The sequence below is a fragment of the Muricoprocola aceti genome (assembly GCF_025567005.1).
Lineage (GTDB): Bacteria > Bacillota > Clostridia > Lachnospirales > Lachnospiraceae > Marvinbryantia > Marvinbryantia aceti.
On the sequence record NZ_JAOQKE010000004.1, the window covers coordinates 149,148 to 161,874 of the forward strand.

Sequence of the window (12,727 nt, forward strand, 5' to 3'; positions counted from 1 at the left end):
ACTGTGGGGTATTCATTTTATTGTGTTCCGATCTGCAAATCCTGATCTGTTACGCCATCCGACCAGTTCTCATCGATCTGTTGTTCTCCCTGAGGCTCCGGAGGTGTTACGTTTCCATATAGGCTGCCATTATCGCTGGTATCCTCACTCTCCGAAGATACCACATTGCCATTTTCATCCACTTCTACCATCTCGGTCATTGGCTCCCAGGTGGTCTCATCGTATACCAGGTTGCCATATTCATCATAAACATACTGAGATACCCACTGGGTATCACCGCCTTCTTTCTCCACCTGAATGCCAAGAGACTGACGTTCCTCTTCTGTGATCTCCTCAGTTGGATAAATGCCAAGATATGGTAAAATCTCTGTCAGGATATTTCTTGCCAGATCCTTGGTATAGCTTCCGTCTTCCTGATTCTCAATGTTCGGCTCATCAATTACCGTATACACCACTACCTGTGGATCATCAATTGGTACTGCACAGATGAAAGAAATAATATAACGGCCATCCCCACGAGGAAGTTTTTCCGCAGTTCCGGTCTTTCCGCCAATACGGTATCCGGGAATCGCTGCGCTGGTCGCTGTACCATCGGTCACAACTGCCTCCAGATACTCTCTGATCAGAGACGATGTCTTGGAGGATACCGGCTGTGCCATCAGCAAAGGATCAATATTTTTCACCACACCGCCGTCGGAATCCAGCACCTGCTTCACTACATGTGGCTTATACAGGTAACCGCCATTGACATCTGCACAGAAAGCCTGCAGTTCCTGAATCATCGTTGCCGTAAATCCCTGTCCAAAAGAGCAGGTGGCCAGTTCCATGGTTCCCATGGTATTGGTATTATACAGATAACCGGCATTTTCATTTGGCAGGTCAATACCCGTTCGCTTTCCAAATCCAAAGATATCCTGATATTTACAGAAGGTATCAATCCCCATCTGGAAACCGATGGTCATCATACCCGGGTTGCAGGAATTCCTGATAATATCCTTTAGGCTTTCCTCGCCATGAACACCGGTACAGGCGATCGGATCCTCATTGGTCAGCGGCTGCAGATATCCGATACAGGTCATACCGAAGTCCTCCGTGACGCTTCCTGAATCCAGAGCGGCCGCCACCACATTGGGCTTGTAGGTAGAACCCAGCTCAAAAGCTTCGGATACACAGAAGTTGTACCAGAGACTGCTCAGTGCTTCGCTTTTTTCCTCTTCCGTCATGGTCTTCTGCGTTTTTTCATCGTACCATCCATCCAGATTCTGTGGATCATTCAGGTTGAATGTCTTATCCGTTGCCATTGCCAGAATCTCTCCGTTATTCGGATCGGCCACAATCACGCCGGTGTTCAGACTGGCATGTCCTGCCGTCTTTTCCCTTGGGCCATTCTTGTTTTCTTCTTCCAGCTGTGCGATATACTTTTCCACAACCTGCTGAATATTCATGTCGATGGTGCTGACAATGCTGTTGCCATCTTCCGGTTCGATGATGTTCTCTTCCAGCTCCATATCCTGATTCAGATATCCGTACTCCCTGCCATCAACTCCGTTTAATACATCGTCATAGTAAGATTCCAGTCCGGAGATTCCATCATTCAGCTTATTAGAAAAGCCGACCACCGTACAGGCCAGCGTATCCATCGGATAAGTCCGGACATAGTCTTCTTCAAACCATACGCCCTGTACATTTTCCAGTTCTTCTCTCTTTGCCTGGGACATAGACTTATCTTCTGAGGTATCCACATAGTCCTCAAAAGCCTTCTTTTCTTCCACGCTGATCTCTTTTTTGATTACCTGGTACCGGCTGTCCTTCGTTTCCTCGCTGCAGATCACATCACGTACCGTTGCAGAATCCAGATCAAACTGTTCCGATACTGCTGCAATCGTTGGTTCTATATAGTCTTCCACACTGTTAATGGCATAACAGTCCAGAATGACATTATACACTTTTTCGCTCTTTGCCAGTACATTTCCATTTCGATCCTGAATCTCCCCACGTCGATATGGAATTGTTCTGCTGTCATAGGTCTGCTGAGACAATACCTGCTTGGCGTATTTATCCCCGTTTGTCACATTGATATGTGCAATCACCAGATTCAATGCAACCAGCAGTAATAAAACAAATGCAAATACAGCCATAAGCTTTATTTGCATTTGCCTCGTAAATTTCTGTTCTCTTTTTCGTTTTGTTCCCAATTCGGTCACCCGCCTGTTTTCTACTCGGTTGGGATCTCCGTATACTGACGGATATAATCCCCATCCTGATTACTATAGATTATAATCTGTCCCTCATCGGCATAAGTCATTCCAAGATCGTTCACTGCAATATTTTTGACATCTTCCATATTCACAGAAGATAACGCTTCTTCATACGCATTGTCATTGGCCAGCTTCTGTTCTGTAAGCTGACTCTCCAGTGATGCGATTTCATTCCGGTAACTGATCCCTTCAGACTGAAGCTGAAGGAAGTTCACGCAGACAAACACGGTTGCTACGGATACGGCTGTCAGGAAAGATACATACGGCACATTCATGCGAAGCGCACGTTCTCTGTTCTTTCTGGCCATAACTCTGGCTTCCTGGCGTCTCTCTTCCTGCTCCCTTCTCCGACGGTCCGGCCGCCTCTGTGGAACTGCTTCCACGTGACGGATTACATTCCCGTCTATGTAAGTGTTGGTATAGCTTCGTCTCTGCGGAGCATGATTCGTTCTTCTATTCGATTGTATGCTTCTTTCTGACGCAGCCATTGCAATCTCCTTCTAGATACTTCTTTCAAATACTCGTAATTTTGCACTTTTAGATCTGGAATTCTCTTCCAGTTCCTCTTCGCCTGGCAATATCGGCTTTCTGGTTATGACTTTTCCTTTTGAGATCCGTCCACACACGCAAACCGGGAACTCTTTCGGACAAATACATGGATTCTCACTTGTCCGGAAATGATTCTTCACGATCCGGTCCTCCAGTGAGTGGAATGTAATGATACAGAGTCTTCCTTTGTCATTCAGCAGATCCACCATATCATCTAATGAGTCCTTCAATACTCCCAGTTCATTGTTCAGTTCAATTCGAATAGCCTGGAATGTCTTCTTAGCCGGGTGTCCTCCCACTGCTCTGACTTTCATCGGTATCGCCGCCTTTATTGCCTGGATCAACTCCCCTGTTGTTTCCAATGGCTTTTCCTGCCTTGCCTGCACAATATGCTTTGCAATATTCTTTGCGAACTTATCCTCCCCATAGTCTCGGATGATGCGATACAGTTCCATCTCACTATAATCGTTCACAATATCTTTTGCAGTACGTGCCTGCCGCTGATCCATTCTCATGTCCAGCGGCACATCTTCCCGATAGGTAAAGCCGCGCTCTGCTGTGTCCAGCTGGTAAGAGGAAACACCAAGGTCTAAAATGATTCCGTCTACTGCCGTCACTCCAATGCTATTCAATTGACGTTTCATCTCGCAGTAATTACTGCGGATGATCGTTACTCTATCTTTAAACTCCCCTAAGCGCTCTGTTGCAGCTTCTATAGCCGCTGCATCCTGATCGATCCCGATCAGCCTTCCTTTGTCGGACAGTCTTTTACAGATTTCATAAGAATGTCCTCCACCGCCGAGTGTACCATCTACATAAATGCCATCCGGTTTGATCTGCAATGCATCGATTGTCTCATTCAGTAACACAGATTTATGACTAAACTCCATATAGTCCTCCCCAGGTTATATGATCAGCCCCAAGTCCGTCATCTGTTCTGCAATGTCATCCATATCATCAAATGAATTGTTTTCCATCCATTTATCCTTGCTCCAGATCTCGATTCGATTCAACATTCCAGTCAGTACGACTTCTTTATCCAGACCAGCAAATTCTCTCAACGTTGCCGGTAAAAGAATTCTCCCCTGCTTGTCCAGTTCACACGGTGTGGCTCCTGCCACAAAGAAACGTGAGAATTGTCTTGCGCTCTTATTGGTAAGCGGTAATGCACGAAGCTTTTCTTCAAACTCCTGCCATGCCTGATTTGGAAATACAAAGAGACAGCCATCCAATCCCTTTGTCACCACAAATTCATCTCCGAGTTCATCTCTGAATTTGGAAGGGATGATCAGTCTGCCTTTGGTGTCGATCGTATGATTATATTCACCCATGAACATAAGGATAACACCTGCTTTCAGAAAATCTCTTTCACTTTGTATGACCTGTGGGATCGGAACCACTTTTGCTCCATTTCATTCCACTAATCACCACTTTTCTCCACTTACTCTTTAATAATATAGCATTCATTCAAAAAACACAAGTATTTTTTCAGTAGAATCTAAAATTTTTATTAACGATTTTCGACAAAAACTACTGTTTATCCGTAAAAAAAGAACACCCGTTTTTCCTTACGAGTGTTCCCTTTTTGCTTTTCTACTTTATGATATTGTTTTCAAAAGATACCCTGCACCACTAATTTGCAATGTCCAGATAGTTCTCAATCATGCGGTCCAGCTTCTGGCTCTGCTCAATCACCTCAGACATTCCCCTGGTTACCAGTAGTTCATTCAAGATTGCCCGTTCCTTTTCAATTTCTCTTTTCAGTGTTTCCAGACTGTTCATTTGTATCCTTTTCCTTTCTTTCCCTGTGTGGGAGTAGCAGTTTTGCTTTGTTGTCTGTGCTTCTTGATCATATAAATCACAGAACACAGAATCAGTATCCCCGAAACGACCTGAGATACCGGTATCCGAATTACCGGCAGCAGAAGCTGATCTGTCCGCAGGCTCTCGATCCAGATTCTTCCCAGACCATATCCCACCAGATAGCAGGCTGCTATCTGTCCGTCATACTTTCTATGTTTCCACAACATCAGCAGGCAGAACAACAACAGCAGATTCCAGAGTGACTCATACAAAAAAGTTGGATGTACCTGTATGAATTCTACTCCATCTATTACTTTTAAGTGTTGCAGCATCTGGGCTGTAATCTCTCCCTGCCGCACCGCATCACGCGGAAGCGCCATAGCCAGCAATCCATCGCTGTAGCCACCAAAAGCCTCTCTATTAAAGAAATTTCCCCATCTTCCAATGATCTGGCCAACTACCAGCCCCGGGCAGACCGTATCCATCAGAAGCCAGACACTCTGCTTTTTGCGCCTTGAAAAAAGAAAAATTGTCAGGATTCCGGCCAGGACTCCCCCATAAATTGCCAGTCCTCCTCCACGAATATGGAAAATCTCCAGCAAATGATCCTTGTAGTCTTCCCAACTGAACAGCACATAATAACCTCTGGCTCCAATAATAGAGCAGACAATCGTCACCAGTGTCAGATCCACATACAGATCCTCACTTTGCCCACTTTTTCTTGCCAGATAAAAAATCAGTGAAATCCCCAGTGCCATGCCAAGCGCAATCACGATACCGTAATAGGCAACTTCAAATCCACCGACAGAAAGACTCTTTCCTACATGGGACAGGGTCAGATTCAGGTGGGGAAATAATATGGATGTCTGATTCATGGCATTAAACGTTAAACCGGAATAAGATCACATCGCCATCTTTTACCACGTAATCTTTTCCTTCCAGTCCTACCAGACCTTTCTCCTTCGCTGCGGATAAGCTTCCACAGTCCAGAAGGTCTTTATAGTTTACTACTTCCGCACGGATAAAACCTCTCTCAAAGTCAGAATGAATCTTTCCGGCTGCCTGTGGAGCCTTGGTTCCTACTTTGATAGTCCATGCTCTGGTCTCTGTCTCTCCCGCAGTCAGGTAACTGATCAGTCCCAGCAGACGGTAGCTTGCCTTGATCAGTTTTTCCAGACCGGATTCTGAGAGTCCCAGATCTTCCAGGAACATCTTTTTTTCATCATCTTCCAGTTCTGCAATCTCCTGCTCGATCTGAGCACAGATGACAAATACTTCGCTGTGCTGCTCCTTTGCGTGCGCTCTTACTTCCTGTACATATGGGTTGGATGCTCCGTCATCTGCCAGGTCATCTTCTGATACATTTGCTGCAAAAATAACAGGTTTGGAGGTCAGCAGATTATACTCAGCCAGCCACTTCTGTTCATCTTCATCGTCTGTCTGGTAGGTAATGGCCAGATTTCCCTCTTCCAGATGTTCTTTCAGACGGTTCAGCAGTTCCAGTTCTTTGGCCAGTGTTTTGTCGTTCCGTGCTCCTCTGACCGTCTTGGCAATTCTTCTCTCCAGGATCTCAATATCAGAAAAGATCAATTCCAGGTTGATTGTCTCAATATCTCGCACCGGATCAACACTTCCGTCTACATGAATAACATTCGGATCTTCAAAGCAGCGTACTACATGTACCACTGCATCTACTTCACGAATATTAGCGAGGAACTGATTTCCCAGACCTTCTCCCTTCGATGCACCCTTTACCAGTCCGGCAATATCTACGAATTCAATCACTGCAGGTGTCACCTTTGCGGAATGATAAAGATCTGCCAGCAGCTTCAGACGTTCATCCGGCACCATAACTACACCTACATTCGGATCAATCGTACAGAACGGATAGTTTGCTGATTCTGCTCCTGCCTTTGTTAATGAATTAAATAATGTACTCTTTCCAACATTTGGAAGTCCCACAATTCCAAGCTTCATGTCTGTTTTTTCCTCCTACAGCCAATTCCTTTTTTTCTTTTATTTTCACGGAATTTCTGCATTTTTCTTTCTTATCTTTGATTCCCACACAGTTTAGCACAGAAAACGACATAAATGCAAGATATTCCGACCGCAAATATCGACATTTGTCAACATCTTCTTTTTCTTTAATCTCTGGATTCTATCACCAGCAGCGTGCCTGTGCGAAATGAGATTTTTGCTTCTTCCTCTACGATCTCATTGCTGATGCCCAGTGCAGATCCTGCTTTCATGGTATAATCACGGAGCGGATAATAAAATCCCTCCAGTGTAATTCCTTCTGCTGCCCCTCCAAAGGCCAGAATGGATACATATTTTCCATACTGTTCTTCTTTTTTGATCCTGAGTTCCTGACGTATCATACGGATGCGGTTGTGAGCATCCACCAGACTGCATGGGACTCCGGCTTTCAATGGCAGTGTCAGATTGGAAATACTGCCCAGCACATGATCCATTCTTGTACCGGTAGCCCCCAGTACCGTGATCTCACTGCTACCTCTTTTCATCGCCAGACTCATGGCGTTTTCCATATCTGTCTGATCCTTTTCCGGTTTATAGACATGCACCGGGATATCCTGACTGTCAAAGTAATTCTTCACTTCCGGATCTACCGAATCAAAATCCCCCAGTATTTCATCTGGCCAGATTCCATTTTTACGGCAGAATTCCATTCCTTTATCTACCGCGATTTTATAATCAAATTCCTCTTTCTGCAAAAAAGGGAGGGCAAAATCCTCCTCGATATTGCCCCCATTTATGATCAGTGTTCTTTTCATGTTCTCACCTTTTTCGATTTTTCTTATTTCTGCTCCATTATGTTTTTTAAATTCCGTACATTCTCTGCAATATTCCCTTTGAATACGGCAGATCCTGCAACAATCACATTTGCCCCGGCCTCCAGAACACCTGGAAGCGTATCTGCATTGATACCACCATCCACTTCAATATCTGTATGAAGTCCGGCTGCTTCCATGCGGCTCTTAAGATCCCGGATTTTTCCGTATGAGCTTTCGATAAACTTCTGCCCGCCAAAACCAGGGTTGACTGTCATGATCAGGACCATATCCACTTTATCCAGCACATAATCCAGCGCACTTAAGGAAGTTGCCGGATTCAGTGCCACACCGGCTTTTTTCCCTTTCTGGTGAATCTGGCTGATTACCCGGTCCAGATGTCTGCAGCTCTCTGCATGCACCGTAATCAGATCTGCACCACAATCAGCAAATTCATCCACATATCGCTCCGGGTTTTCAATCATCAGGTGTACATCCAGTATCCGCTTTGTTGCTTTACGTACAGATTTTAATACCGGCATACCAAAGGAAATACTCGGCACAAACAATCCATCCATCACATCAAAATGCAGATACTCTGCGCCTGCTCTGTCCACCTCACTGATCTGTTCCCCCAGTCTGGTAAAATCCGCTGCCAGAATGGATGGTGATAAAATATTCATGCTAATATCTCCTTTTCTCTTTCAGTTCTGTATACATCTCTGTATAATTCCGATACCGCTCAGGGCTGATGTCACCGGCTTCCAGCGCTTCTTTTACAGCGCATCCCGGTTCATGTGTGTGCGTACATCCCAGAAAACGGCACTGTCCTTCATATTTGGCAAATTCGTGAAAACATTCCTTTAATTCTTCTTTTTCCATATCCCACACTGCCAGAGAACTAAATCCAGGTGTATCGCAGATAAACGTATCTGTTCCGATCGGTAAAATCTCAGAATGCCTCGTGGTATGTTTTCCACGATCTATTTTCCTGCTGATCTCTCCGGTCTCCATCTGTGCATCTGGTGCCAGAAGATTCACCATGGAAGATTTTCCCACGCCAGAAGGTCCTGCTACTGCAGTCGTCTTTCCTTCCAGGATGTTTCTTATATCTGCGATTCCCTCTCCTGTCCTGGCACAGGTAAATAACACCTGACATCCGCTGTTCTCATAGATACGCTTCAGCTGCGTTCTTTCTTCCGACTCTACACAGTCCTGCTTGTTAAAGCAGATCACTGCCGGTACCCCCTGTCTGTCCATAGATACCAGGAAACGATCCAGCAGATTCAGGTTTGGCTTTGGACTGGCTGCAGCAAAAATTACCAGAACCTGATCGATATTCGCCACTGCCGGCCGAATCAGTGTATTCTTTCTTGGAAGAATCTCATCCACATTTCCTGTTTTCTTTGCTTCATCGGTAACGGAGAGCTCCACATTATCCCCTACCAGAGGCTTGATCTTTTCTTTACGGAAAATTCCTTTTGCCTTACATTCATATAATCCGGATTCCTTTGTCTGTACATAATAGAATCCGGCGATTCCTTTTATTATTTTTCCCTGCATGTGCTAATTTACCTGACTAAATGGAATATTGTCATAAGTTACCAGAAGCACATAGTCTCCGGCTGCGTCATCATACACATACAGATAAACCCGTCCGGTGCTGACATTGGCCGCTCCCTGTACATAGAGATCATATGGGAACGTAATTGCTGTGCCTTCTGACAATACCGTCTGATTTCCATTCTGCTCCAGTACCAGACGTACCGCTTCTCCATTATAATTAGACGGTGCTTCCAACTGAGCATTACACATCCAGGTACCAGCAGAAGACGAGCCATCATCTGGTCCGCTGCTCACAATCAGTATCACCGTACTGCCTGGTGTTGCATTTCCTGTCATACTCTGACTGATTACTGTTCCTGCTGCTACCGTATCACTGGCATCGTCCTGGCGTGATACATAAAATCCGGCCTGCATCAGCTGATCATATGCGGTATCATAATCCATTCCTGTCACATTTGGTACGGTTGTACTTCCGCCTTCGATCTGAATCGGAGACTCCGTCTCTGCCTCTGTGGTAGATGCTGTCGTCTCGGTCTGTTCTTCTGTCACCGTAGTCTCAGCATCCGTCTGATCCTGAGAAACCGCTCCTGTTCCATTATTCTGCTGTACTTCGCCTGTCGAAGAATCCGCACTGCTTCCCGTCGTCTTTGTTCCAGCCTGTACTTCCGTTGTCTTTGTTGTCTTCTGCGTAAACAGCCCTGGCAGGCTAAATTTGAAAATGCCCAGTGCATTGGCAATCAGCCCAAGGAAAATCGCAGCAATTAAGACAGCAATAATTACACTGCCCACTGTCATGATTTTTTCTAGCTTTGGATTCAAAATACCGTCCTCATCCTCCTCATCGTACTGATAAGTTCTGTTCTTATCAAAATTCTCTCCCTGATAATCATAGCCACGATTACCATACATTCTGGAATCCACACCATAAGTGTACGGATCATAGCCAGACTGATACTCCTGTCCGAATTCCTCTGAACCTGGTGCTCCGTTTTCTGCCGGATTTACGGTATGATAAATATTTTCCTGTGATGCTCTCGCACTGTTATAGCCATCTTTGATTGCTCCAAGTTCTTCCTTGGAGATCACGACGGTTCTCCCACCTGCATTACTGGCAATCTGTACAAAATCGCCATCCGGATTCACCAGTGATTCCTTCAGATCCCGAATCAGTTCTGACATATTGGCATAACGGCGATCCGGACTTTTCTGGGTACATTTGTAGATAATCTGTACCGTACTTCTTGGCAGATCTGCCACATATATCTCCGGTGACTTCATCTCTTCCTGCAGATGCTTGATTGCAATAGCTACCGTAGACTCTCCGTCAAACGGTACATGCCCTGTGAGCATCTCATACAATGTAATCCCCAGCGAATAAATATCACTTTTTGCATCGCTGTATCCGCCTCTTGCCTGCTCCGGTGATGTATAATGCACTGATCCCATTACCGCTGTACTGATCGTATTATTCGTTGCCGCTCTGGCAATTCCAAAATCTGTCACCTTTACTTTTCCATCTGTGGAAATGATGATATTCTGTGGCTTCACGTCTCTGTGAATGATCCCACTGTTATGTGCTGCTTCCAGCCCCTGGGATACCTGTATAGCGATACTGGTAGCTTCCCTGACAGCCAGCCTTCCCTTTTTGGCAATATATTCTTTTAGTGTAATGCCTTCCACCAGCTCCATTACTATAAAATAGACGCCTTTTTCTTCTCCAACATCATAGATATTGACAATATTCGGATGTGCCAGTCCAGCTGCAGCCTGGGCTTCCGCCCGGAACTTTGTAATAAACGCTTTATCATCACGGAATTCTGCTTTCAGTACCTTTACAGCCACAAAACGGTTCAGCTTATGGTCTTTTGCCTTATATACATCTGCCATACCGCCGGTTCCGATTTTTCCGACTATCTCGTATCGTCCCTGTATAAACATGCCTTCCTTCAACATTATTTCACCTCATTACTTTTCCTGCTAATCAGTAGAACTGTAATGTTGTCTCTTCCACCATTACGGTTTGCTGTCTCAACAAGCAATTCAGCAGCCTTCTGCAGGTTTTTTTCTGTCTTTATAATCTGTTGAATCTGCTCGTCGCTGACCATATTGGTTAGTCCGTCAGAGCATAATAAAATAACATCCCTGATGCCAATTTTTTCTTCAAAGCAATCAACTGCAACTGTCTCCTTCACACCGATTGCCCTGGTAATAATATTCTTATCCGGATGGTTCCGTCCTTCCTCTTCCGTAAGTTTTCCCATCCGTACCATTTCCTCTACCAGTGAATGATCATGGGTAATCTGTCTGATTCCGTTTCCGATCACATAAAGACGACTGTCTCCCACATTGGTAATATAAAGTGTGTCTTTTAAAATGGTCGCCGCTACCATGGTTGTCCCCATTCCACGGCATCTTTCTTTTGTCATAGCTTCCTGATATACGCTGTCATTTGCATGCTCCATCGCGTATCTCAGTACTTTTACCGGGTTGCGTTCCTTACTTTTACGGATATTGGCCAGAAGTACTTCCACAGCATAACTGGATGCTCTCTCACCTGCGTTGTGTCCGCCCATTCCGTCTGCAACCACAAAAAGATTCGGGAGTTTGCCAATCGGTCTCTCTGATACGAACACATAATCTTCATTCATGCTCCGTACCCGGCCGGTATCCGTCAAACTGTAACTCTTCATGTTCCTTCCTCTCCTTTAGGTTTCCAAATCGCCATCTATGTAGCTTTTTCTCAACTGTCCACATGCGCCGCCAATGTCGCGGCCCATTTCCCTTCTAATTGTAGCATTTATTCCGCATTTTTCAAGTTTCGTTTTGAAATTTGCCACGACTCTGGCATTCGACTGAACATAACTTCTTTCTTTGATCGGATTCACCGGGATCAGATTGATGTGACAGTTCAGACCACTCACCAGCCCGACCAGCTGCTGTACATCCCTGTCCGTATCATTGACTCCACCCACCAGACTATACTCAAAGGTCAGTCTGCGGCCAGTCTGTTCATAATAATACCGGCAGGCTTCCAGTACTTCGCCCAGTTCATATTTATATGCAATCGGCATAAGCTCTTTTCGCTTCTCCTGTGTTGCTGCATGAAGGGACAGAGCCAGAGTAATCTGAAGCTTTTCTTTCGCCAGATCATAGATTCGCGGTACAATGCCGCAAGTGGATACTGTAATATTTCTCTGGCTGATATTCAACCCGTGTTCATCACTGAGCATGCGGATAAACTTTACAACATTATCATAATTGTCCATCGGTTCCCCTGTGCCCATCAGCACCAGATTAGATACCCTCTCTCCACTGTATTTCTGAATCTGATAGACCTGATCCAGGATCTCCCCTGTCTGAAGATTTCTGGTCAGTCCACCCAGGGTAGACGCACAGAAACGGCATCCCATCCGGCATCCTACCTGGGAAGACACACATACAGAATTTCCATGTTTATATTTCATCAATACACTTTCAATCACATTGCCATCCTGAAGCCGAAACAAGTACTTCTGCGTTCCATCAATTCCAGAAGTAAACACATCAATCATCTGCAAACTGCTGCAGGTATAGGCTTCTTTCAGCCGATCTTTCAGCTTTGCCGGAATATTTCCCATCTCATCCGGTGTACTGACCAGCTTTTCATGAAGCCACTGATAGATCTGTTTTCCACGAAACGGCTTTTCTCCCATCGCCGCCATCTCATCCAGCATTTCCTGATAACTCAGTGATTTCAGATCTTTCTTTTCCATTCTCTTATTC

General features: G+C 45.1%; 13 protein-coding genes. All 13 read right to left on the reverse strand.

The window, feature by feature from the left end:
* Positions 1-17: 17 nt before the first annotated feature.
* Entirely contained in the window at positions 18-2,138 is a 2,121-nt protein-coding gene (locus OCV47_RS05830; protein WP_262654298.1) for a peptidoglycan D,D-transpeptidase FtsI family protein, read from the reverse strand.
* A gap of 77 nt (positions 2,139-2,215) precedes the next feature.
* Positions 2,216-2,746: a hypothetical protein gene (locus OCV47_RS05835; protein WP_256296989.1), complete on the reverse strand. Its 531-nt coding sequence runs from the start codon at positions 2,744-2,746 to the stop codon at positions 2,216-2,218.
* Between the two features lie 12 nt (positions 2,747-2,758).
* On the reverse strand, positions 2,759-3,697 hold the full coding sequence (gene rsmH / locus OCV47_RS05840; protein ID WP_117447712.1) for a 16S rRNA (cytosine(1402)-N(4))-methyltransferase RsmH: 939 nt from the start codon (positions 3,695-3,697) through the stop codon (positions 2,759-2,761).
* A gap of 15 nt (positions 3,698-3,712) precedes the next feature.
* Positions 3,713-4,144 carry a division/cell wall cluster transcriptional repressor MraZ gene (gene mraZ, locus OCV47_RS05845; protein ID WP_256296991.1) on the reverse strand — a complete coding sequence of 144 codons (432 nt, stop codon included), beginning with the start codon at positions 4,142-4,144 and terminating at the stop codon, positions 3,713-3,715.
* A gap of 295 nt (positions 4,145-4,439) precedes the next feature.
* Positions 4,440-4,589, reverse strand: coding sequence for an aspartyl-phosphate phosphatase Spo0E family protein (locus tag OCV47_RS05850; protein ID WP_256296993.1), 150 nt, complete (start codon positions 4,587-4,589; stop codon positions 4,440-4,442).
* On the reverse strand, positions 4,586-5,485 hold the full coding sequence (gene lgt / locus OCV47_RS05855; protein ID WP_262654300.1) for a prolipoprotein diacylglyceryl transferase: 900 nt from the start codon (positions 5,483-5,485) through the stop codon (positions 4,586-4,588). Before lgt ends, OCV47_RS05850 begins: the two co-directional genes overlap by 4 nt.
* Positions 5,486-5,489: 4 nt before the next feature.
* Positions 5,490-6,587, reverse strand: a complete 1,098-nt coding sequence (ychF, locus tag OCV47_RS05860) for a redox-regulated ATPase YchF (RefSeq protein WP_262654302.1) — start codon at positions 6,585-6,587, stop codon at positions 5,490-5,492.
* 167 nt (positions 6,588-6,754) lie between these two features.
* Entirely contained in the window at positions 6,755-7,402 is a 648-nt protein-coding gene (locus OCV47_RS05865) for a thiamine diphosphokinase (protein ID WP_262654304.1), read from the reverse strand.
* Positions 7,403-7,425: 23 nt separating this feature from the next.
* Positions 7,426-8,082, reverse strand: a complete 657-nt coding sequence (rpe, locus tag OCV47_RS05870) for a ribulose-phosphate 3-epimerase (protein ID WP_262654306.1) — start codon at positions 8,080-8,082, stop codon at positions 7,426-7,428.
* 1 nt (position 8,083) lies between these two features.
* Positions 8,084-8,962 (reverse strand): ribosome small subunit-dependent GTPase A, encoded by an 879-nt coding sequence (gene rsgA, locus OCV47_RS05875; RefSeq protein WP_262654307.1) that lies wholly within the window; start codon positions 8,960-8,962, stop codon positions 8,084-8,086.
* A 3-nt stretch (positions 8,963-8,965) separates the two neighbouring features.
* Positions 8,966-10,918 carry a Stk1 family PASTA domain-containing Ser/Thr kinase gene (pknB, locus tag OCV47_RS05880; protein ID WP_262654309.1) on the reverse strand — a complete coding sequence of 651 codons (1,953 nt, stop codon included), beginning with the start codon at positions 10,916-10,918 and terminating at the stop codon, positions 8,966-8,968.
* Complete coding sequence (locus tag OCV47_RS05885) at positions 10,918-11,655, reverse strand: Stp1/IreP family PP2C-type Ser/Thr phosphatase (RefSeq protein ID WP_256297005.1); 738 nt, start codon at positions 11,653-11,655, stop codon at positions 10,918-10,920. Before OCV47_RS05885 ends, pknB begins: the two co-directional genes overlap by 1 nt.
* A gap of 15 nt (positions 11,656-11,670) precedes the next feature.
* Positions 11,671-12,717, reverse strand: a complete 1,047-nt coding sequence (gene rlmN, locus OCV47_RS05890) for a dual-specificity RNA methyltransferase RlmN (RefSeq protein ID WP_256297007.1) — start codon at positions 12,715-12,717, stop codon at positions 11,671-11,673.
* Between the last annotated feature and the right edge of the window lie 10 nt (positions 12,718-12,727).

Bases quoted from the DNA above. Each gene is read 5' to 3' on its own strand.
- pknB (WP_262654309.1), bottom strand. From the start codon at position 10,918: ATGTTGAAGGAAGGCATGTTTATACAGGGACGATACGAGATAGTCGGA.
- rpe (WP_262654306.1), bottom strand. From the start codon at position 8,082: ATGAATATTTTATCACCATCCATTCTGGCAGCGGATTTTACCAGACTG.
- rlmN (WP_256297007.1), bottom strand. From the start codon at position 12,717: ATGGAAAAGAAAGATCTGAAATCACTGAGTTATCAGGAAATGCTGGAT.
- lgt (WP_262654300.1), bottom strand. From the start codon at position 5,485: ATGAATCAGACATCCATATTATTTCCCCACCTGAATCTGACCCTGTCC.
- rsmH (WP_117447712.1), bottom strand. From the start codon at position 3,697: ATGGAGTTTAGTCATAAATCTGTGTTACTGAATGAGACAATCGATGCA.
- OCV47_RS05850 (WP_256296993.1), bottom strand. From the start codon at position 4,589: ATGAACAGTCTGGAAACACTGAAAAGAGAAATTGAAAAGGAACGGGCA.
- mraZ (WP_256296991.1), bottom strand. From the start codon at position 4,144: ATGTTCATGGGTGAATATAATCATACGATCGACACCAAAGGCAGACTG.
- OCV47_RS05885 (WP_256297005.1), bottom strand. From the start codon at position 11,655: ATGAAGAGTTACAGTTTGACGGATACCGGCCGGGTACGGAGCATGAAT.
- rsgA (WP_262654307.1), bottom strand. From the start codon at position 8,962: ATGCAGGGAAAAATAATAAAAGGAATCGCCGGATTCTATTATGTACAG.
- ychF (WP_262654302.1), bottom strand. From the start codon at position 6,587: ATGAAGCTTGGAATTGTGGGACTTCCAAATGTTGGAAAGAGTACATTA.
- OCV47_RS05865 (WP_262654304.1), bottom strand. From the start codon at position 7,402: ATGAAAAGAACACTGATCATAAATGGGGGCAATATCGAGGAGGATTTT.
- OCV47_RS05830 (WP_262654298.1), bottom strand. From the start codon at position 2,138: ATGGCTGTATTTGCATTTGTTTTATTACTGCTGGTTGCATTGAATCTG.
- OCV47_RS05835 (WP_256296989.1), bottom strand. From the start codon at position 2,746: ATGGCTGCGTCAGAAAGAAGCATACAATCGAATAGAAGAACGAATCAT.